The sequence below is a fragment of the Kutzneria buriramensis genome, from assembly GCF_003387475.1.
GTDB lineage: Bacteria > Actinomycetota > Actinomycetes > Mycobacteriales > Pseudonocardiaceae > Kutzneria > Kutzneria buriramensis.
This window is the reverse complement of record NZ_QUNO01000010.1, coordinates 66318-86983: the sequence shown is the minus strand read 5'-3', so window position 1 is coordinate 86983 and position 20666 is coordinate 66318. Positions and strand designations below refer to the sequence as shown.

Annotated in this window: 20 protein-coding genes and 2 tRNA genes; 11 read left to right on the top strand and 11 right to left on the bottom strand. The window is 68.9% G+C overall.

The window, feature by feature from the left end:
• Positions 1 to 2: 2 nt before the first annotated feature.
• The 4 genes from BCF44_RS28065 (at position 3) to BCF44_RS28050 (ending at position 3921) form a co-directional block, all read left to right on the top strand.
• Complete coding sequence (locus BCF44_RS28065; RefSeq protein WP_116177407.1) at positions 3 to 647, top strand: YdcF family protein; 645 nt, start codon at positions 3 to 5, stop codon at positions 645 to 647.
• Positions 644 to 1900 (top strand): deoxyguanosinetriphosphate triphosphohydrolase, encoded by a 1257-nt coding sequence (locus BCF44_RS28060; RefSeq protein ID WP_116177406.1) that lies wholly within the window; start codon positions 644 to 646, stop codon positions 1898 to 1900. Before BCF44_RS28065 ends, BCF44_RS28060 begins: the two co-directional genes overlap by 4 nt.
• A gap of 314 nt (positions 1901 to 2214) precedes the next feature.
• A complete protein-coding gene (locus BCF44_RS28055) occupies positions 2215 to 3318 on the top strand; it encodes a serpin family protein (protein WP_116177405.1) in 1104 nt (367 codons plus the stop codon).
• Between the two features lie 36 nt (positions 3319 to 3354).
• On the top strand, positions 3355 to 3921 hold the full coding sequence (locus BCF44_RS28050) for a carboxymuconolactone decarboxylase family protein (protein WP_116177404.1): 567 nt from the start codon (positions 3355 to 3357) through the stop codon (positions 3919 to 3921).
• Here the strand turns inward: BCF44_RS28050 and BCF44_RS28045 are convergent.
• Positions 3884 to 4789 (bottom strand): sigma-70 family RNA polymerase sigma factor, encoded by a 906-nt coding sequence (locus BCF44_RS28045; RefSeq protein ID WP_246015643.1) that lies wholly within the window; start codon positions 4787 to 4789, stop codon positions 3884 to 3886. The two genes, BCF44_RS28050 and BCF44_RS28045, sit on opposite strands and share 38 nt — an antisense overlap.
• 43 nt (positions 4790 to 4832) lie before the next feature.
• Here BCF44_RS28045 and dnaG point away from each other — a divergent pair, with 43 nt between their 5' ends.
• The 3 genes from dnaG (at position 4833) to BCF44_RS28030 (ending at position 8067) form a co-directional block, all read left to right on the top strand.
• Positions 4833 to 6734, top strand: a complete 1902-nt coding sequence (gene dnaG / locus BCF44_RS28040; RefSeq protein WP_116177402.1) for a DNA primase — start codon at positions 4833 to 4835, stop codon at positions 6732 to 6734.
• The gene (locus tag BCF44_RS28035; protein WP_116177401.1) at positions 6731 to 7225 is read left to right on the top strand and encodes a hypothetical protein; all 495 of its coding nucleotides are present in this window, start codon (positions 6731 to 6733) and stop codon (positions 7223 to 7225) included. The genes dnaG and BCF44_RS28035 overlap by 4 nt, the downstream gene beginning before the upstream one ends.
• Positions 7226 to 7299: 74 nt before the next feature.
• Positions 7300 to 8067 (top strand): trans-aconitate 2-methyltransferase, encoded by a 768-nt coding sequence (locus BCF44_RS28030; RefSeq protein WP_116177400.1) that lies wholly within the window; start codon positions 7300 to 7302, stop codon positions 8065 to 8067.
• Here the strand turns inward: BCF44_RS28030 and BCF44_RS55720 are convergent, their stop codons facing one another.
• The gene (locus BCF44_RS55720) at positions 8068 to 8235 is read right to left on the bottom strand and encodes a hypothetical protein (RefSeq protein WP_170217791.1); all 168 of its coding nucleotides are present in this window, start codon (positions 8233 to 8235) and stop codon (positions 8068 to 8070) included.
• 144 nt (positions 8236 to 8379) lie between these two features.
• Here BCF44_RS55720 and BCF44_RS28025 point away from each other — a divergent pair.
• Positions 8380 to 8455, top strand: a tRNA-Asn gene (locus BCF44_RS28025).
• A gap of 41 nt (positions 8456 to 8496) precedes the next feature.
• Here the strand turns inward: BCF44_RS28025 and BCF44_RS28020 are convergent.
• The 9 genes from BCF44_RS28020 to BCF44_RS27985 form a co-directional block, all read right to left on the bottom strand.
• Entirely contained in the window at positions 8497 to 9273 is a 777-nt protein-coding gene (locus BCF44_RS28020; protein ID WP_116177399.1) for a glycoside hydrolase family 16 protein, read from the bottom strand.
• Positions 9270 to 9782, bottom strand: coding sequence for an acyltransferase (locus BCF44_RS58625; protein WP_116177398.1), 513 nt, complete (start codon positions 9780 to 9782; stop codon positions 9270 to 9272). Before BCF44_RS58625 ends, BCF44_RS28020 begins: the two co-directional genes overlap by 4 nt.
• Positions 9779 to 10837, bottom strand: coding sequence for a polysaccharide pyruvyl transferase family protein (locus BCF44_RS28010; protein ID WP_170217798.1), 1059 nt, complete (start codon positions 10835 to 10837; stop codon positions 9779 to 9781). The genes BCF44_RS58625 and BCF44_RS28010 overlap by 4 nt, the downstream gene beginning before the upstream one ends.
• A complete protein-coding gene (locus BCF44_RS55715; RefSeq protein ID WP_170217797.1) occupies positions 10834 to 12513 on the bottom strand; it encodes a hypothetical protein in 1680 nt (559 codons plus the stop codon). Before BCF44_RS55715 ends, BCF44_RS28010 begins: the two co-directional genes overlap by 4 nt.
• Positions 12510 to 13751 carry a hypothetical protein gene (locus BCF44_RS28005; RefSeq protein ID WP_147328661.1) on the bottom strand — a complete coding sequence of 414 codons (1242 nt, stop codon included), beginning with the start codon at positions 13749 to 13751 and terminating at the stop codon, positions 12510 to 12512. The genes BCF44_RS55715 and BCF44_RS28005 overlap by 4 nt, the downstream gene beginning before the upstream one ends.
• A complete protein-coding gene (locus tag BCF44_RS28000) occupies positions 13748 to 14068 on the bottom strand; it encodes a hypothetical protein (protein WP_147328660.1) in 321 nt (106 codons plus the stop codon). The genes BCF44_RS28005 and BCF44_RS28000 overlap by 4 nt, the downstream gene beginning before the upstream one ends.
• Positions 14065 to 15969 (bottom strand): glycosyltransferase family 2 protein, encoded by a 1905-nt coding sequence (locus BCF44_RS55710; RefSeq protein WP_170217796.1) that lies wholly within the window; start codon positions 15967 to 15969, stop codon positions 14065 to 14067. The genes BCF44_RS28000 and BCF44_RS55710 overlap by 4 nt, the downstream gene beginning before the upstream one ends.
• Positions 15966 to 16727, bottom strand: a complete 762-nt coding sequence (locus BCF44_RS27990; protein WP_116177394.1) for a glycosyltransferase family 2 protein — start codon at positions 16725 to 16727, stop codon at positions 15966 to 15968. The genes BCF44_RS55710 and BCF44_RS27990 overlap by 4 nt, the downstream gene beginning before the upstream one ends.
• Positions 16728 to 17282: 555 nt before the next feature.
• Entirely contained in the window at positions 17283 to 18059 is a 777-nt protein-coding gene (locus BCF44_RS27985; RefSeq protein ID WP_116177393.1) for an IclR family transcriptional regulator, read from the bottom strand.
• 216 nt (positions 18060 to 18275) lie between these two features.
• Between BCF44_RS27985 and BCF44_RS27980 the strand changes: the two genes are divergently transcribed.
• The 3 genes from BCF44_RS27980 (at position 18276) to BCF44_RS27970 (ending at position 20610) form a co-directional block, all read left to right on the top strand.
• Positions 18276 to 18350: transfer RNA gene (locus tag BCF44_RS27980), tRNA-Ile, on the top strand.
• 92 nt (positions 18351 to 18442) lie between these two features.
• On the top strand, positions 18443 to 19738 hold the full coding sequence (locus BCF44_RS27975; protein WP_116177392.1) for a tyrosine-type recombinase/integrase: 1296 nt from the start codon (positions 18443 to 18445) through the stop codon (positions 19736 to 19738).
• A 47-nt stretch (positions 19739 to 19785) separates the two neighbouring features.
• Positions 19786 to 20610 carry a DUF4365 domain-containing protein gene (locus tag BCF44_RS27970; protein ID WP_116177391.1) on the top strand — a complete coding sequence of 275 codons (825 nt, stop codon included), beginning with the start codon at positions 19786 to 19788 and terminating at the stop codon, positions 20608 to 20610.
• Positions 20611 to 20666: the final 56 nt, after the last annotated feature.

Sequence of the window (20666 nt, the reverse complement as noted above, 5' to 3'; positions counted from 1 at the left end):
CGATGGGGCTCGTGACTGGGTCGACCGTGCGCCGGATGTGTCTGCGGGTCGTGCTGGGCGCGATCCTGGTGGCCGGTCTGGTGATCGGCGGCACAGCCGTGCGGGTCTGGCAGGTGGCCCGGTTGGACGACCGGTCCCCGGTGGACGTCGCGATCGTGCTCGGCGCGGCGCAGTACGACGGCAGGCCGTCGGACGCGCTCGAGGCCCGGCTCCAGCACGCGAAGACGCTGTACGACGACGGCGTGGTGAAGTACGTGCTCACCGTCGGCGGCCGGCAGCCCGGCGACCACTACACCGAAGCCGAGTCAGGCCAGATGTGGTTGGCGGACAACGGGGTTCCGCAGGACCGGATCGTCTCCGTGGGCACCGGCAGCGACACGCTGGAGAGCCTGCGGGCGGTAGCCCCCGTGTACCGCGATCACGGGTGGAACTCGGCGGTGCTGGTGAGCGATCCCTGGCACTCGTTCCGAGCCCAGATCATGGCGCGGGACTCGGGCATCGACGCCGGGGTGTCGCCCACGCACACCGGTCCGATGGTGCGCACCCGGGAGACCCAGTTCAGCCAGATCGTCCGGGAGACCGGCGCGCTGCTGTTCTACCGGTTGTCCAAGGCGCCCGCCGACGAGTTCGGTGCGAGCGTCAGTTGACCGGCGGCTACACCGAGCACGACAGCGCGCGTCTGCTGGCGGATGCGCCGAAGCGGGCGGCCCTGCCCGGGTCGCTGGCCGAGGACCGCAGCGCCTTCTCCCGGGACCGGGCGCGGGTGCTGCACTCGGCGGCGCTGCGGCGGCTGGCCGGCAAGACGCAGGTGGTCGGGCCGGGCGAGGGCGACGTGCCGCGGACGCGGCTGACGCACTCGCTGGAGGTCGCGCAGATCGGCCGGGGCATCGGCGCCGAACTGGGCTGCGATCCGGACGTAGTGGACACGGCCGGGTTGGCGCACGACATCGGGCACCCGCCGTTCGGGCACAACGGGGAACGGGCGCTGCACGTGATCGCGGAGCCGTGCGGCGGCTTCGAGGGCAACGCGCAGACGCTGCGCATCCTCACCCGGCTCGAGCCGAAGGTGCTGGCCGACGGGCGCGGCTACGGGCTGAACCTGACGAGGGCGTCGCTGGACGCGGCCACCAAGTACCCGTGGCCGCGGACCGCAGGCGTGGTCAAGTTCGGCGTGTACGAGGACGACCTGGCCGTCTTCGAGTGGGTGCGGGAAGGTGCGTCGGAGCGTCGGCGCTGCCTGGAGGCGCAGGTCATGGACTGGGCCGACGACGTCGCCTACTCGGTTCACGACGTCGAGGACGGCGTGCTGTCCGGGCGTATCTCGCTGAGCGAACTGGCCAGCCCGGTGGAGCGGGCCGCGGTGGCCGAGTTGGCCGCCAAGCACTTCTCCGACGAGCCGGTCGGCGCGTTGGAGGATGCCGCGACCGAGCTGCTGCGGCTGCCGGCCGTCGCCGAGTTGGCCGTGCACGACTACGACGGTTCGCTGGGGGCCCAGGTGGCGTTGAAGGTGCTGACCAGCGAACTGGTCGGCCGTTTCGCCGCGGCCGCCATCACGGAGACGCGGCGGCTGCACGGCCACGGTCCGCTCAACCGGTACGCCGCCGATCTCGCGGTGCCGCCGCTGGTGGCGGCCGAGGTGGCACTGCTCAAGGCCGTCGCGCTGCACTACGTGATGAGTGATCCGCACCGGCTCGCTTTACAGCGGGTGCAGCGGCAGCAGCTCATGGAGCTCGCCGAGGTGCTGTCCGCGGGTGCGCCCGATGCGCTCGATCCGGCGTTCCGGCCGGCGTGGCTGGTGGCCGGCGACGACGCCGCTCGGCTGCGGGTGGTCGTCGACCAGTTGGCCTCGCTCACCGATGCTCAGGCCGTCGCCTGGTACGACCGGTTCTGCCTGCGGTGAACCGGGTGCCCGACCGGCAGCGCCGGTGGGACCCTCGGTCTCATGGGTATAGCGCGGGCGGTGCGACGAGGACTGCGGCGGCTGTTCCGCCGCCGGGTGCTGGCGGGTGTCACCCGAAAGGGTGGCGGCGCCGCGGGCGGGGACGGCAGCGGCCTGGCCGGCGTCCGTGAGCCGCGGGTTCCGCGTCCGAACGGGCCGCGCGGCGCCGGCGCGCGTCCACTTCCGGAGGAATCTGCGAACCTCAAATTGCGCGACCCACGGCGTTAGCGGCGGGCGGATGGCAGACTCGGGGCACCCCCACTCCAGGAGGTGTCGTGGACCTGGCGTTCACCCTCGCCCTGCACCGTGCGGTCGACCCCGACCCGGACAACGACCTGTGCTGGTCGCCGTTCTCGGTGCTGTCCGCGCTCGGGCTGACCGCGGAGGGCGCCGAGGGCGCGAGTCGCGACGAACTCGTCGGCGCGCTGCTCGGCGATCCCGCGGGCAACCTGGGTGCGCAGGCGGCGTTGCTGGCCGCGGCGGCCGAGTTGGCCGACAGCGGCCATGGCGAGCCGCCGGTGCTGGCCGTGTCGAACACGCTGTGGGCGCTGGAGGATCTGCCGATCCGGCGGGAGTTCGCCGACGAGCTCGCGCGCTGGCCCGCCGGGTCGATCAAGGGCGCGCCGTTCGCCGACGCCCCTGAGGACGCCAGGAAGCTGATCAACACCGACGTCGCGGAGACCACCCGCGACCTGATCCCGGAGCTGATCCCGCCGGGCAGCATCACCCGGCAGACGGTCGCCACCCTGGTCAATGCCCTGTACCTGAAGGTCGCCTGGCAGCACCGCTTCGCCGAAGGGGCCACCGCGCGGCGGCCGTTCCACGCCCCGACCGGCAGCTACGAGCCGCCGACCATGCGGCAGACCGAGCGCCTCGGTTACGCCCACCGTGACGGCTGGCAGGTCGTCACGCTGGCGGCGGCCGGCGGCGTGGACGCCGTCGTGCTGCTGCCGGACGAGCCGCTGACCGTCGCCGAGCCCGCGCTCGACGCCGCCAAGCTGGGCGACCTGCTGGGCTCGACGTCCTCGCAGCGCGTGCAGCTGACCATGCCGAAGATCAATGTCAGCACACGGGCGAGCATCAAGCATCCGCTGCTGGACCTGGGCGTGCGTCTGCTGTTCCGCGCCGGTCAGGCCGGGCTCACCCGGCTCTGCCCCGATCCGCGGGTATTCGTGGACGACGTGCTGCACGAGTCGGTGCTCAAGTTCGACGAAGAGGGTCTGGAGGGCGCCGCCGCGACCGCGGTGGTCGTGCGGGCGATGTCGATGGTGCGGCCGACGGAACCGGTTGTGGTGGACGTCGACCGGCCGTTCCTGGTGGTCGTGCGGCACCGGGAGACCGGTGTGCCGTACTTCATCGCCCGGGTCGTGCACCCGTAGCTGTCACACTCGCCGCGGGCTCCTCGTCCCATGGGTATGACGAGGATTCCTGTGGTGCGCAAGGACAACGCCGGCCCGCTGGTGCGCGGCATGTACTGGTACGCCAAGCGCCGCTACGGCGCGGTGCCCGAGCCTTACGCGGTTTTCGCCCAACACGGCGGCCTGCTGAAGGCTGCTGGCGTGCACGAGCTGTGGATCGAAAAGGCCGCGACCAGGCTGCCGGCCAGCCTGCGGCAGCTGGTGCAGTACCGGGTCGCGGTGGTGCTGGGCTGCTCGTGGTGCGTGGACTTCGGCGCCATGGTGCAGCGGCTGGGCGGGCTGGACATCGACCGGCTGCGCGAGATCGATGACTACCGGACGTCGGACAAGTTCACCGACATCGAGTGCAAGGCCCTGGCCTACGCCGACGCGATGACCACGACGCCGACCACCGTCACCGACGAGCAGGTCGAGGAGTTGGACGCGGAGCTGGGGCATGACGGCGCCCTCGAGCTGACGTACCTGATCGCGTTGGAGAACCAGCGCAGCCGGATCAACCAGGCGCTGGGCATCGTCGAGCAGGGCTTCACGTCCGGGGAGGCGTGCCGAATTCCACGTGTGTGAGCTTGTCCGGGTTGGCCACGTCGTAGCAGGCGGTCAGCCGGCCGTCGCGGACCACGAACGTGCTCACACGGGCGTCCGGTCCGTGACCGGCCGGCAGCACCAGGCCCAGATCGCCGTTGACCAGCGCGAACCGGAAGCTCGCAAGCGTTTGCGGCCCGTACATCGAGCGGAGCCCGAGGAAGAACCGGGCGACCTTGTCCCGGCCGGTGATGACGTTGATGGCGGTCTTGGCGCGGCCGCCGCCGTCGCCGACCATGACGACGTCCGGGTGCAGCACCCGCAGCACCTGCTCGATGTCGCCGCCGGCGACCGCGGCCAGGAACTCCGTCAGCACCGCGTGCTGGGTGTCCAGGTCGGCTCGGGGCGGCACGTCGGCGTCCTCGACGATGCGGCGGGCCCGGGACGCGTGCTGGCGGGCCGTCGCCGGCGCGCAGCCCAACGTCTCGGCGATTTCCGGGAAGGGCACGCCGAAGGCGTCGTGCAGCACGAAGGCCACCCGCTGCTCCGGCGTCAGTGTGTGCAACACCACCAGCGCCGCCATCCGCACGCCGTCGTCCTGCACGACGATGTCGAGGGGGTCGCCGCCCTCGACCGGCGTCACCAGCGGCTCCGGCAGCCAGGAGCCGACGTAGCGCTCATGGCGCGCCGCCGCCGACTTGAGCTGGTCCAGGCAGATCCGGCCGACCACGGTCGTCAGCCATGCGCGCAGGTCGCGGATGCCCTCGGGATGCGCCGCCAGCCGCAGCCACGCCTCCTGCACGGCGTCCTCCGCCTCACCGAAGCGTCCGGTGATGCGGTAGGCGACGCCGAGCAGGTGCGTGCGGTGCGTGTCGAAGGCGGCGGCCAGATCGTCGGGTGCGACGGACATGCCCCGATCCTGCCGCATGGGCGGCCGCCTACACTCGACTGTTGTGGCAGGACGCATCCGGGACAGTGACATCGCCGAGGTGCGCGACCGCAACCGGATCGACGAGGTGGTCGGCGAGTACGTCGCCCTGCGCAGGGCCGGCGGCGGCGCGTTGAAGGGGCTGTGCCCGTTCCACGACGAGAAGACGCCCTCGTTCAACGTCCGGTCGACGCACGGCACCTTCCACTGCTTCGGCTGTGGCGAGGGCGGCGACGTGATCGCCTTCGTGATGAAGATCGATCACCTCAGCTTCGTGGAGTCGGTGGAGCGGCTCGCGGAGCGGGTCGGCATCCAGCTGACCTACGAGGGCGGCGGCGCGAGCGTGCAGCGCGACCGCGGCACCCGCAGCCGGATGCTGGAGGCGCACCGGGCGGCCTCCGAGTTCTACATGGAGCAGCTGCGCACGCCCGATGCCCTCAAGGCGCGGGCGTACCTCGCCGAGCGGGACTTCGACGAGGCGACCGCCAGCCTGTTCGGCTGCGGCTTCGCGCCCGCCGGCTGGGACTCGCTGACCAAGCACCTGCTGGGGCGCGGCTTCGAGCTGGACGAGCTGTACAAGGCCGGGTTGTCGCGCGAGGGGCAGCGCGGGCCGATGGACCGGTTCCACCGCCGGCTGCTGTGGCCGCTGAAGGACCTCGGCGGCGACGTCGTCGGCTTCGGCGCGCGCCGGCTGTTCGACGACGACCGGATCGAGGCCAAGTACGTCAACACGGCGGAGACGCCGATCTTCAAGAAGTCCCAGGTGCTGTTCGGCATCGACCTGGCCAAGCGGGAGATCGCGCGGCGGCACCAGGTCGTGGTGGTCGAGGGCTACACCGACGTGATGGCGATGCACGCCGCCGGCGTGCCGACCGCCGTCGCCGCGTGCGGGACCGCCTTCGGTAGCGACCACATTTCGGTGCTGCGGCGGCTGTTGATGGACGATGACGCGTTCCGGGGCGAGGTCATCTTCACCTTCGACGGCGACGCCGCCGGGCAGAAGGCGGCGCTGAAGGCGTTCGAGGACGAGCAGAAGTTCGCCGCGCAGACGTTCATCTGCGTCGCCCCGGACGGCATGGACCCCTGCGAGCTACGGCAGGCCAAGGGCGAGACGGCTGTGCGCGACCTGGTTGCACGCCGCCAGCCGCTGTTCACGTTCGCCATCAAGGCATTGCTCGCTGAGCACGACCTCGACACCGCAGAGGGGCGCGTGGACGCGTTGCGCCGCGCGGTACCGATGGTCGCGCAGATCAAGGACGTGTCGCTGCGGGACGAGTACGCGCGGCAGCTGGCTGGCTGGGTCGGCTGGGAGGACACCAACACCGTCGTGCGGCGCGTGCGGGAGTCCGCCGGCGGCAGTGAGCCAGCACGGCGCGGCCGCCGCGTGCAGGTGGCCGATCCGAGCCAGGGCGCGCTGGGGCTCGACGTTGCCGGGCCCGCGCGGCCGCGTCGGGACGACCCGGCGCTGTGGACGCAGCGTGAGGCGCTCAAGGTCGCCCTCCAGGCGCCGGCGCTGGCCGGGCCGTACTACGACTCGCTGCCCGAGGACTCGTTCAGCGACCCGGCGTACCTGGAGCTGCACCGCGGGATCATCGCCGCCGGCGGGGCGTCGTGCGGCATCTCCGGGCCCGCCTTCGTCGACGCCGTCGGACAGCAGCTGCAGCACCAGAGCCTGCGGTCGCTGCTGACCGAGCTGGCCGTCGAGCCGTTGCAGGTGAAGTCCGAAGTGGACATCCGCTACGTCGAGGTGATCGTCGCGCGGCTCCAGGAGACGTTGGTGGCCAAGCAGGTCGCAGACCTCAAGTCGCGGTTGCAACGGCTGTCGCCCATCGAGAACGTGGACGAGTACCGCGAGCTGTTCGGCGACCTGGTGGCGCTGGAGCAGTACCGGAAGGCGTTGCGCGAGCAGGGGATCGGTGGGTTTTGAGCTGGCTGCGCCGACGGCTGACCGGGCTCCCTGAGGGGTTCGCCGGTCAGCTGGCCGCGAACGAGAGCGTGGCGGCGAGCTGCACGTCCGGCGGCGAGCCGGTGGTGGCGACGTCGCTGGGGCTGTGGCTGCCGGGTGAGGAGCGCCTGGGCTGGCATCTGGTCAGCAAGGCGACGTGGGACGGCAACGCGCTGACGGTCGTCGCCGCCGCGACGAGCGGGACCGCCGGCACCGCGGTGCTGCTCACCGACCAGCCTCCGCGCCGGTACCCGCTGGAGAACCCCGGGAAGCTGCCGGAGGCGGTGCAGCGGCGCGTCACCGGGTCGATCGTGGACCGGCACCGCCACGAGCTGCCCGGCGGCGGCGTGTGGTTCATCAAGCGGCGGGTGCCCGGCCAGGACGGCACGATCCTCCAGGTCAGGGCCGATGCCGGCGTCGATCCGGCGGCCGTGGCCAAGCTCGCCGCGCAGGTGTCCGCTCGGTTGCACTGACGGGCGGTGGGTCTGGTCGGGGAGCCGTAGGTGCGCTATAAAAGACGTACGTACGGTTTGCAAGGAGGCCTGTGATGTGGGATCCCGCCCAGTACCTCGCGTTCGGCGACCATCGCGCGCGCCCGTTCCATGACCTCGTCGCCCGCATCGGCGCCGAATCACCCCGTCGAGTGGTCGATCTCGGCTGCGGGCCCGGCAACCTCACCGTCACGCTCGGGCAGCGCTGGCCCGGCGCGGCGCTGGAGGCCTCCGACTCGTCGCCCGAGATGGTCGCCGCCGCGCGGGAACGCGGAATCGACGCCGAGGTCGTCGACGTCAACGACTGGAAGCCGCAGGCCGACACCGACGTCATCGTCACCAACGCCGTGTTGCAGTGGGTGCCCGGCCATGCCGCCCTGCTCAGCCGCTGGGCGCGGGAGCTGCCCAACGGCGCCTGGCTGGCGATGCAGGTGCCCGGCAACTTCTCCTCGCCGTCGCACACCACCATTCGCGAAGTCGCCGGCCGGCCGCGCTGGCGGCGCGAGTTGGAGGAGTTGGCTCTGCGCGAGCCGCTGGCCGTGCTCGACCCCGCCGGCTACGCCGACGTGCTCATCGAGGCCGGCTGCGAGGTGGACGCGTGGGAGACGATCTATCTCCAGCGGCTGTCCGGACCCGATCCCGTCCTCGAATGGGTGACCGGCACGGCATTGCGTCCGATCAAGTCCGCTCTCGACGAGGATGTGTGGCCGGAGTTCCGCGCCGAACTCGCCGTCGAGCTGCGCAAGGTTTATCCGCCGCGGGCCGACGGCACCACCTGGTTCCCGTTCCGGCGGGTGTTCGCCGTGGCCCGCGTGCGACGTTGATCACGCCTCGCCGGCCCCCAGCTTCGCTCTGACCACGCCCGCCATCCCCTGCACGGCGGGGTGGTCCTTGAGCCTGCGGTAGGCCTGAACCAGCTGGTCGTACCGCTCCCGACCTGCACGAGCGCCCAACACGTAGCCGATCGCCACACCCAGTAGGAAGGTCTTCATCGTCAGTCCTCCGCCTCGCCGCCGCGCCGTCGTGACTCCCTACCCGTACCCGCTGGAGGGGGGTGTGTGAAACCCCCTCGCCCGCATGCGCTACAGTTGTCACCAGTTGAGCGGGAGACCGCGAGGCGATGAACAACAGAACATTCCTCCATAGCTCAATTGGCAGAGCATGCGACTGTTAATCGCAGGGTTGCTGGTTCGAGTCCAGCTGGAGGAGCCAAAACCCCAGGCCGTACGACCTGGGGTTTTTGTTTGTGGCGGTCAGTCGTAGACGCGCACCCAGTCGACGTGCACGACCACGTGGTCGGGCGTGGACTGGTCCGGCGGCGGCAGCCAGACCTTCGGTGCGTACGGGCCGGGTTCCTGTTGCATCACCATGTGCATCGGCTTGCTGGGGATCACCGGCTTCTTCGTGCTGCGGGTGGTGTCGTAGACGAGCGTGCGGTCGACGTAGATCTTGATGTAGGTGGGCCGCCAATCCACCCAGTACACGTGCCAGCCGCTGAAGTCGCCGTAGACCTTGCCGCTCTCTCGGTCGCCACTGGGCGGCAGGCCCCAGTGCACGGAGGCGAGGTCCCATGCCCGCTGCGGGTGCACGGTCTCGATGATGTCGGTCTCGCCGTCCTGCGGCCACACGTTGGACTGCGGCCACAGCAGGAAGGCCGGCGCATAACCCTTGCCGGGGTCGAGCTTGGCGCGGATGCCCCACAGCCCGTACGTGCGGTTGCCGTCGCCCTTGCACCAGCACACCGCACCGGACTTGTTGCCGGCCCCGGTCGGATCTTTGCCCTGGCCGATGATCTGTAGCTCCCCGCCGGCGACCCGCAGCTGCGACGCGGAGAACGTGGAGATCCCGTTGGTGGACTTGCTGTTGTACGGGGTCCAGCGGCTCAGATCCAGCGACGAGCCGTCGAACTCCTCGTCGGCGACCAGGCGATGCCCGGCCAGCGCCGCGGGCGTGGCGGCGACGGATCCGCTGCACGCCCCGATCACCGCGCCGATGGTGACGAGCAGCGCGGTCAACCTCGATGCGGTCATGCCGCCTCCTTGATCAGCCGGGCGGGCACGCCGGCATATGTGCCGGGCCCGACACAGTCGGTGGCGACGACGGCACCGGCTGCGATGACGACGTCGTCGCCGATGGTCACGCCGGGCAGGACGGTCGCCCTGGCCCCGAGCCACACCCGATTGCCGATCACCACCGGGCGGCCGGTCGGGACACGGTCCACGGTGGACTCATGGTGTGAAGTCACGATCATCACCTGCATGCCGAGCTGACAGTCCCGGCCGATGCGCACCGGTGCCACGAGCTCGATGAAGCAGCCGACGTTGAGGAAGGTGCCCCGGCCCACCGTCAGATTCGACGGCGGACCGCCGAGTTGCAGGCCCGGGAACACGTTCATGGTGTCGATCCGGGAGCCGCAGAGCCGGTACACGGCCCAGCGGAGCGGCCGCGGCGCCAGCGTGCTGCCGGCGAACGCGTTGACCAGTGCTCGTTTCGTCACGAAGCCGATCTCCAGGCGGAGTTGTGCCAGCAGCCGGCTCATGGCGCGCTCCCGACGACCTCGTTGGCGCACAGGCGGTTGCGGATCCAGGCGACCTCCTCCAGTAACAACTCCCGCAGCGCCCCGACATGCGTTGCCAGCAGGGCGGACTCGGTGTCGCGGTGATCGGCAAGCGACCGCACGTGGTCGATCAGCGCGCCGGCGGTCACGGTGTCGGTGCGCAGCGATCGCTCGCCGCAGCCCACCGAGGCAAGGAAGTCGGCGCACTTCGGCTGGTACTCGAGACCCACCAACGGCACCCCGGCGGCGGCTCCGAGTACCAGGGCGTGCAGTCGTTCCGCCACGAGCACGGTGCAGTCCGCGACGGCGGCGAGGTAGTCGGGGACGGTAGTGGCGATGTGGATCGGGACATTGACGCCGGCGCGCTCGACGCACGCGGTGGCGGACGGCAGGTCCTTCAGGTTCACCACGATCAGCCGCGACGACCACCCCGCGCCGGCCAATTCACGCACCAGCGCAGCGGTTTCCGCGACGACACGGTCGTGATCGTGCCCCCACAGGTCGTCACCGAAGCCCAGGTTCACGCCGAGCAACCGTTCTCGCGGCTCGACCGGTGCGCTCGGTCCGTGCAACAGCGCGGGATCGCCGACGATCTCGGAGTTCACGCCGACCGAGGCGAGCAGCTCCTGCGATCGCGGGCCGCGCACGGTGATCCGCTCGAACCAGCCGCAGACATCCACCCAGCGCCGCAGTTCGTCACGGTCGGAGAAGGAATTGCGGCCCTGGAACGCCGGATCCTCGACGCCGACGCCGATCAGGTGCCACGGCCGGCGGCGCGCCAGCAGGGTGCCGGTCGCGGCGAGCAGCAGCCGCCAGTTCCGGCGGCCGACGACAGTTCCGCCGCCCAGCAGCACGGTCCGTCGGCGCGCACCGACGCCAGCACCGGCCAAAAGTCGCGCGGCGAAGGCCGTGGGATCGGTCGGCACGTGCCACGGCGCCACGCCGGGAATGTGCTGCAGCAGCGCGTCGGCGATGGCGTCGTCGCCGAGGTTGCCGCGTCCCGTCCAGCCGACGTAGACGGCAGTCGGGGTGGTCATCGAGTGCCTCCCAGTTCGAGCAGGACGGTGTCGCCGATGCGGAGCTTTTCCCGGTATCCGTGGGATTCCAGGCCGGCGACCGCGGCGCGGCTCCAGCCGGGCGGCAGGCCGAGCAGCATGTGGCCGTAGGCGTCCTGCGCGGGATTGACGATCACGAACTCGGGGCCGAGGTGGCGGACACACGGCGCTTCGTCGGGGCCGGGCGGGCATTTCAGTTCCAGCGACAGCTGCCGCACCTCACCGACGCGTGCCCACTGCATCGGCAGATATCCGGCGAGGGCGGTGATGTGCTGGCCCGGCAAGGCCTCGCGATAGGCCTCTTGGACCACTTTGACGTCGTCGGAGCGGAAGGCGACATAGGCGTCGTTACCGCCCCGGGCCGTGACCAGACCGATGGCTGCCAGCCCCAAACCGGCGGCGGTTAGGAGTGCGGTCGGCAGGCGGTCGAGCATGGTGACGAGGGCCGCGCCGCCAAGCGTGCACAGCAGCGGCAACGCGTAGAGGTAGCTGCGTAGCAGCATCTCACCGCCGTACGACTGCAAGCCGACCAACCCGAATGGCAGCAAGGCAAGCACGGCGAGCACGATGGGGCGGTCCTTGCGAAGTCGCCACCATCCCGCAGCGGCTAGGACGAGCAGGGCTATCGACAGTCCGCAGCGGACGGTCAGGACCGCGATTCGGCCGAGATCGCCGGAGAAACGCTGGCCCACGTTCTGCTGCACAGATCCGGACAGGTCGCCGACGCCGCCGAACAGATCGTCCAGGTGGCCGATCCAGTATTCCTTGGCCCCCAAGGCGAGCCAGGCCAGGGGAATCAGCACTGCGACAACTGCCAGCCAGGGCGTTCGCAGCATCCGGGTGACCGCGAGCACCACCATCAGACCGGCCAACGCGAACGGCGTCACCTGGTGCTCGGGGGCCATGGCGCAGAGCAGGACGATGAACGCGGCCGCCGCCAACCTTGTTCGGTTGGAGCCGAGAACGCTCGCAGCTGTGAGACCTTCGCGGCACAGCCAACGCAGCACGATCGTCAAGGCCGCCAGGTACATCAGGTAGGCGAGACCCTGCGGCGAGAAGTAGTCCTGTTCCACCCAGTTGACGATCAGGAACAGCCAGACCGCCAACCACGCGCCGCGTCCCCGGCCGAGGACCGTCGAGGCCAGGGTGTGCACGCCGATCGCCGCCAGCCCGGTGAACACCGGCGGTGCCCAGGCCAGGAACACCGTCGCGTCGGGGGCGCCGGACGCCTTGGTCAGCCAGGCGACGAAGGCGAAGAAGGCCGGCCAGCTGAACCTTGCGTCGAAGTTGTGCAGGATCTGGCCATGCTGGGCGATGTAGCCGCTCCAGCCGGCGTGCAGCCAGGCGACCGGCAGTCGCGCTGACGGTTCGACCAGCGGCTGTAGTCCGTACGCGCAGATGACCGCTAGCATGCAGGCGCCGGCGAGAACCCAGGTGCGCGGGCTGGCGGAGCGCAGTTCGAGCACGAATCCAACCGAAAGCATGGCGACGCCGATCAACACTGCCGGCGAGATCGACGCCGCCAGGCCGAGGGATCCCAGCGTGCCGGGGTCGACCGGCCGCACGGCGAGCGCCCACACCGCCGCGGCGAGTACGCACACCGCTGGCGCGAGCCACTCTTGTTGGCGCGTCTTCTCCTGTGACAACAACGCAGTCATGACGTCACCACCATGCGGAACAGGCCGGGGCCGACCGCCGCGGCCACCACGACCTGCGCCGCCAGGAACCCGACCGCCGGCCCGACGAGGCCGGTCGAGCCCGGTGCCAGCAGCACGGCGGACAGCACCAGGACTGTGCTCGACGCCTGGACGATTGCCGCCGCGAGGCCGCGACCCGCCGCCAGCCGGACGCCGACTGCGAGCGCGACAACTGTGCGGATCACCATGCCCAGCAACAAGAAGCGCAGCGCCCCGGTACCCTGCGCCGCGTAGGCGTGACCGAACAACCCTAGGAGGAAAGGTGCCAGCAGCGCCCCCGCGACCGCGCCGGCCGTTACCACCGGCAGCAGTTTGACCGCGACTACCCGCAACACCGCAGGCAGTTCGGCCGGGCTGCGGGATCCCCTGAGCACCAACGAGTTCACGAAGCCGTTGATTGCGTAGTCGACGGCGTTCACGGCTGTCCAGACCACGAAGAACGTGGCGCCGACCGCCGTGCCGTGAATGCTGACCACCATCAGCGGCACCGAGTTGTAGAGCAGCGTCGTGCCCAGCGCGGCGAGATATGTTGGCCCCAGGTAGGAAAGAACCTCCGGCGGCTGCGGCAATATCGCCGGCTCGGCCGGACCCCGGCGCAGTACGAGGTGTGTGATCGCCGCGATCGCGACCAGCATCATCGCCGCTGTCGGTGCGATCCACGACACCAGGACGCCTAACGCCCCCAGCGCGATGCCGAGCGCCGGCAGCGCCGCGACCCGTACCGCGCCGAACGCGCCGTTGAACATCGGCACCCACCACGCCTTGCCCAGCGCCGCCAACATGTAGTCCTGCAACTGGAACAGTGCCCAACACACCGACGCCAGCACGAACAGTGCCGGCCCGCCCACGTGCAGCACGAATTTTCCGGCCGGTAGCAACAGGAACACCACCGAACCGATGGCGGCGACGCCTGCGACCAGTAGGTACGCGCGTAGCACGATCTTGCCGGTCAACCGGCCGGCCTGCGGCAGCCATCGCAGCGCGCCCAGGCCGACATTCAGCTGCGATACGCCCGCTACCAGCATGAATCCGGACACGAAGGCCGAGGACGCCCCGACGGCTGCCTGCGGCAACGTCGCCGCGGCTATCAGCCAGCACACCAGGCCCACCGCGCCGGTGATCACCGCGCTTGTCGACAGCGCAGCGCCGTCCGTCAGCGCCCCGCGCCCCGGCCGTGAATCGGTTGCCACGTCAGTCATACCGGCCTCACCAGATGCACGGTCAGCAGCCCGGCACTGACCGTCAGCAGCGCGCCGAATGCCCATACCGGGTGCCAACCGAGCAGGAGCATTGCCTGCGCCACCAGCACATCGGCGGCGACGCTGATGCCGATCGCGATGGACCAGGTCACCGACGTCCACGCCGGCCGGGCCAGCGCGACGGCCGCTGATCCAGGCACCAGGAGGAAGAACAGGATGGTGGAGACCATTCGCGCTTTGCTGTCCACATTGGATGCAGCGAGTGCGGCAACGGTCAGGGTGACGACCAGGAGCGCCGCCGCATGGAATCGGGTCATGAACGCCGCCTCCGGATCATCTCGACGGCGAGCCGCCACGGTGCGAGGGCCATTCCGAACAGCTCGTCGAACACGAGCCGGAGCGGGAAGTCCTTTCCCCGTCCGGAATTTCGTTTCGAGTCGGATGCCAGCAGCAGTCGCAGGCCCAGGCCTAGTCGGGAGGCGATCTGCCGCGCGCCGCCGGGACGCAGGGCGTGCAACAGGAACGTCGCCGCCAGGCCGGTTCCGTAGCCGCGCAGCTGCTTGCGCAGCGCCGGCAGGGTCGCGCGATGTTCGTGCCACACCAGGGCGTTCGGCGTGTAGTCGATGCGGCCGCCGCTTGTGATCAGCCGCAGGTACAGGTCCAGGTCCTCGCCGGCGCGGGTGGGCCGGCCGGGGCCGAGCCGTTCGTCGAAGCCGTGGAGGTGTTGGAAGGAACCACGCCGCCACACCATGTTGTTGCCGGAGCCGAAGGTACCGGGGGAGAGCGGGTAGAGGGGATCCGGCACCGGCTGGTCGGGACCGAATCGGCGTCGTTCGAAGCCCTTGCCGAAGCCGCCGAACGCCTCGAACCACTGCCGGGCCTTGGTGTCCAGACTCATCGGCAGCACCAGTCCGGTGACGCAGTCCGCGCCGCCGGCCTCGATCTCCGCAACCGCCTCGGCCAGCCAGCACTCGTCCACCACGGCGTCGTCGTCGGTGAACGCCAGCACCTCGCCGTCGGCTGCGGCCGCGCCGGCGTTGCGGGCGCGGCTTGCCCCGGGCTCCGGTTCTCGCAGGTACCGGACGCGGCCGTCGATCTCCGCCAACCGGGCGAGGTCCGCGTTGGCAGCCTTGGCGTGGTTGTCGACGAGGATGATCTCCAGGTCCGGATACCTTGTGGCGAGGACACTTCGCACACATCGCTCGGCATCCTCGACTCGTCCGGCCGTCGCGATGATCACGCTCGCCGACGGCCACCTCGCCGGCTCCGGCGGAGCGTCGCTCGTGCGGTCAGGCTTTGTCGGGGCAGCGAGCGGCACCTCACGCGTCGGCGTGGACATTTTGCCGGCGACGTATCCCGCGGCCGCCGCGAACGGTGCGAGTACCAGCGCGGCCATGGCCGGTCGGCCGAACTCCCTCAGCAGAGCAAGGGGGATCGTCCGGCGCACGTAGGACTGCTCGGTCGACAGCGCGTCCCGAGATCCGACCAGCCGCGAGATCGCAGCCTTCGACAGGCCTTCCGCCCAGCTCCGCCGGGCCAGGTAGCGCCACGTCGTGCGGTCCTCGGTCACGCGGTGCCGAACCGTGGCGTCCGGCTCGAGAAAGACCTTCGACGCCGGGAACCGTTGCCTGAGGCGTATGCACAGCTCCGTCTCCTCGCACCCCAGCGGGGTGGAACCGATCCGGCCGATCCACTCCGCGAATCCGCCGAGCTCGCGGATTGTGTTGCGGCGGAAGGACATCGCGCATCCCATCAGGTTGCGCACCTCGGCTCGTTCCGTCGGCTGGCCCATGAACGAGCAGCCGACGACCCAGCCAAGTTCCGGCGGCAGCATCCGCGGCCGCCGGCCGCTCGGCCACAGTGGGTGCGCCTTACCGCCGACCGCGGCGACGTTCGGGTCCGCGTAGGGCTCCAGCATTCGTTGCAGCCATTGCGGGTCTGCTCTGGCGTCGTCGTCCAGGAACGCCACGATGTCCCCAGTGGCGTTGTCGACACCGGTGTTGCGCGCCCCGGACAAGCCACGACTTCGTTTGTTGGCAAGCACTGTGACGGCATCGAACGCCGTCACCGCGCGGCGTAACAGGTTCTCGTTGTGGTCGACGACCAGCAGGACTTCGGTCGGCACCACCGTCTGCTCGGTCAGCGACTTCACCGCATCGACGATGTCGTCCCAGCGGCGCTCGGTGTAGCAGCAGATCACCACGGATGCCGTTGTCATTCGACCACCGGGTCCAGCTCGGCCGGCACGGTCGGGCACGCCGGGAATCGACGGCTTCGGCGGTGTTCGGCGAGGATCGTTCGCAGCACCCGGAATCCGTCCCTGAAGGTGTCCAGATTGGACACTCCGTGGATCCGGTTGCGTTCGAAGCTCGGCACCTCGGCGATGCGCAGGCCGGCCGCCGCGATCCGGCAGTTGATCAGCGTCTCGACCTCGAAGCCGTCGCCCCATTGGCGGTCCGGCGCGTCCACCGGTGGCAGGTCGAGGACGCCCAGGACGCGGGTCCAGAAGGCGTTGTAGCCGTAGCAGAGGTCGGTGAAGCGGGTGCGCATCAGGCGGTTGGTCACCAGGTTCAGGGCGGCGTTGCCGACGCGGCGTAGGGCGGTGATGTCCTCGCTGCCGCCGCCCGGCCGGAACCGGCTGCCCTTGGCGAAGTCCGCGCCGTCGGTCAGGGCCGTGACGTAGCGGGGGATCTCGGCCGGGTCGGCCGAGCCGTCGGCGTCGAACATGATCGTGACGTCGCCGGTGACGCGGGCGAACCCGCAGGCCAGGGCGTTGCCCTTGCCGGTGCGGGTCTGGGCGACGGTCTCGATGCCGGGCAGGCAGCGGCGGGCCACGTCGACCGAGCCGTCGACGGAGTCGCCGTCCACGAGCACCACCTGGTGCACGTCGGGAAGTCGGGGGAGCACCAGCTCCAGATTGCGCGCCTCGTTGCGCACCGGAATGACGATGGAAATGCGGGGATGGGACACAGGCATGGGGAACCCTCAGCTGTGGTCAGGGCGGTGCCCGGCGGCGCACCGGATCTGCGAGTGGCACGGGGCGGCGGAGGCGGGTCGGTCTTCGACGGAGAACGCCGGCCAACGGTGAATTCCTTTCCGTGATATGACAGGGAGATATCACGTGCAAGGACGAATACCGGCCGGGACCGCGTGGCGGTCTCGGCTGGTGTGAAGGCGGTCGCGCCGCGCGTCAGGGTGGCGGCGTCATGCCTGGTGAAAGGCCATCCGCTCGGGCGAGCGGACCCCTCCTCATCTTCTCCGCGGGGGTGTCCGCACGGCGGCGCCGGCCGAGCCGGACTCGGAGCTGGCGCCGGGGGAGTGGGGGAGACAGAACAAGAGGAAGGGGCCTTGGTGCATCAGCAGTCCGTGTATGTGTCGAATTCGTGAAGGCGATTGCGCTGACCAGGCCATCGTCACGCAGGTATCGGAACTTGTCAACGCGATGTCGGAATCGGTTTTGTTTCAACGCGATCCCGATATCAGATTCCGTCGAAACGGAACACCCCCGTTGGTAGGGTCCCGGAACCGGTTTCAGGCCAACAGGCGGGACAGTTCCTCGCCGCCGCGCCGGATCAGCGTCTCCAACTGCCGGCGCCGCTTCGCGAAGTCGGTCACCGGCACCGACAGCGCCACCGCCGCCGTCGTGCGGCCCTCCGCGTCGCGTACCGGCGTCGCCAGGCAGGCCAGGCCCGGCTGGAACTCCTCGATCTCCGCCGCGATGCCCGTCCGTCGCACCGTCGCCAGCTCGCGGTCCAGGTCTTCCAGCCGGGTGATGGTCCGGTTCGTCAGCCTCGCCAGGCCCGCCCCGGCCAGATAATGGCGGCGTGCCGCCGGTGACATCGCCGCGAGCAGCACCTTGCCGAACGACGTCGCGTGCGCCGACTGGTCGAAGCCCAGATCCAGCGGCTCCGCCTTGCGGTGCTCCGGCGAGTCCGCCACCTCCGCCACCACCAGTTCGTCGTCGCGGACCACCGCGTAGTACATCGCCGCCTCGGCTCTGAGGTGCAGGTCTCGCAGCGTGTAGGCGATGTTCGGCGTCACCGACAGCTGGCTCTTCAGGCTGTCGTGCAGCTCCGGCAGCTTGTACCCGAGGCCGAACCCTCGCGCGTTCGCCAGCCGTACCAGATAACCCTCGTGCACCAGCGTGTTCAGCAGGTGGTAGGTGGTCGAGAGCTTGAAGCCCGTGCGCCGGGCCACCGCCTTCGCCGTGATCCCGTCGCCGCCGTCCGACACCGTCTCCAACACCCGCAGCGCTCGCTGCACCGAACCGATCAGCCCACTCGGCGGTTTCGGCTGGGCGTCGGGCATTGGTCCTCCGGGTGCAAGGGTGTCCCGCCCGCCGGCAGAGCCAGCGGCGGCCTGGTGTCGAGCTACCGCTGACGCCGATGATCATTGAAGCCGCAACCAGATCGGTCAAGACGGAACTTTTCACATGCCGGCAAGAGCCTCGACCAGGGGACCGCCCGCCGCCCCACGCCGCCCCGCCGGTAGTCTCCCCACCACGCGCCGCTCCGCCGGCGTGCTGGGGCGGTAGCTCAGCTGGTCAGAGCAGCAGACTCATAATCTGTCAGGTCGTGGGTTCGAGCCCCACCCGCCCTACCCCTCTCACCTGCAAGGATCGGCCTTCCAAGATCATACCGGATGATCTTCGGCCATGCTTCTGTCCTTGAACAGGCTCGTAACCTGGCCTTATGGCCGACTCAGCAGAGCAGCGACGAAGGCGCGGCAGCGTCCGTCAGCGGGGCAACTCGCTACAGGTCCGAGTGTTTTCGGGCGTCGATCCGGTGACCGGCAAGGACGTCTACCTCACCGAGACCGTCAAGGGCACCGACAAGGCGGCTCAGAAGGCCGCTGACAAGGTAATGACGCGCCTGCTGAGCCAGGTCGACCAGCAGCGCTCTGCGACGTCCTCTGTGTCGTTCGGCTACGCCATTGATGAGTGGTTGCGGACGGCTGAGCTGGAGGAGAGCACGCGGGACATGTACCGGGGCTACGTGGACCGGAACATCCGTCCTGTGCTCGGTGACGAGCCCGTGCGCAAGGTGTCCACACGGATGCTCGAAAGCCTCTACGCCGAGCTGCGTCGCTGCCGCGCGCGCTGCAACAGCAAGCCGTTCGTCGAACACCGCGCCGAAGGCGAGCACGAGTGCAAGAAGGAGAAGTGCCGCCCACACGCCTGCAAGCCGCTCGCGGCCTCAACCGTCCGTCAAATCCACTCGATCATGAGCGGTGCCCTGAGCGCCGCCCTGCGCTGGGAGTGGATTACCTCAAATCCTGCCCGTATCGCGCAGCGCCCGAAGCAGCCTCAGCCACAGCCCACTCCGCCATCCCCCTCCGAGGCTGCGCGGCTCGTAGATGCTGCCTTTGAGATGGATGGCAAAAACAATGACGACTGGGGAACGCTCGTCTGGCTCGTTATGACGACCGGCATCCGGCGCGGCGAGGTCTGCGCTTTGAAGTGGTCTCGGGTCGACCTTGAGCAGGGGATCATCGAGGTTCGGAGCAGCTACGTCCTCCGCAAGGGCGTCGGCCGCGTAAAGGACACCAAGACCCACCAGATGCGCCGAATCGCGCTCGACACCGAGACGACCGTGCTGCTCCGCGAGCACAAGGAGCGGTGCCGTCGGCGGCTCACCGAGCTGAGTATCGAGCTGACCGACGACATGTACGTGTTCTCGGGAGTCCGGAAGTTCGATCCGACGCAGCCTTACTCGCCACATGCAGTGTCGAGCCGTTACAAGGATATGGCTGAACGACTCGGCATCGATACACACCTTCACGCGCTGCGCCACTATTCTGCCACTGAGCTGCTGACTGCTGGAGTCGACCTTCGTACCGTTGCGGGGCGTCTCGGCCACGGTGGCGGAGGCGCTACCACTTTGCGGGTCTATGCGGCGTGGGTAGCTGCGTCCGACCGTAAGGCGGCAGAAATTCTCGGCTCTCGGATGCCTAAACGTAGGTTGAAAGGCCTCACTGAAGGGTTGTGAGTTACTGACCCTGGCGTGTTCTGGGTATACTTTGATATTGTACGCGGATGCCAAGTCGACCCAAGCAACATGTAATTGCCGATCAGGCGGTATCGGCAGTGCGAGCCATCTGGGCGGACCAGGGTGCGGCGGTTGAAGAGGTTAGGAGGGACTATGGAGAGGATCTCCTAGTTCAGACTCGTTTGAATGGTCGCATGGATTCATCGCGTATCTGGGTTCAGGTAAAAGGTTCAGCTTCGGTCCGGTTGAATTCGAGCGGCCCTCTCTCTGTTCCTGTTAGTTCGAGTCTGTTGTTGCGGTGGGAGCGCACTGTAGACTTGGTAGTAGTGGTGTTATGGGACGTTGTGAACCGTGTTGGCTGGTATGCAACGCCGCAGGAGAAGTTCTCGCAACGAGACCTTCTTGCGAATCTAAACGGTGATATGAAGCTTGAAATATCGCGCGATAAGCCATTTGATCTGGCCGCCGCAGAGCATCTGGCGTGGGAAGCGAGAATAAAGTTGGCGAATATTGAGCTTCAATGTGCATTGCAAAGCTGGCAGGATTCGGAAGGCCTTAATCATGGCGACGCCGAATATTTTAAAGAAAAAGCAAATGCTACACTGCAGAACTTCCTTTTCGATATCGGCATAAGAAGCTCAAGTGGCACGATTGCTGAGTCATTTATGTCGGAGTTGAAGGCGGAAGCACACCGAATGCCTGACGGGGATGTTAGGCGCGATGTTCAGGCGTTTGCGCAAGAGTTGACGTTGCTTGCGGTTATGCGTACTATTCATGAAAATTCGGCCGGAAATGGTGTTCCGACTACGCTGCTTGCGTGTTCCGTGGAGTCAATATACGACGGCGTGTTCCAAGGTCTGTCCGACGATTAGCGTAGACTTCCGTAGAGCGTTGTAGCTCTGTGTTGAAGTCGTACGTAGGATTCCCA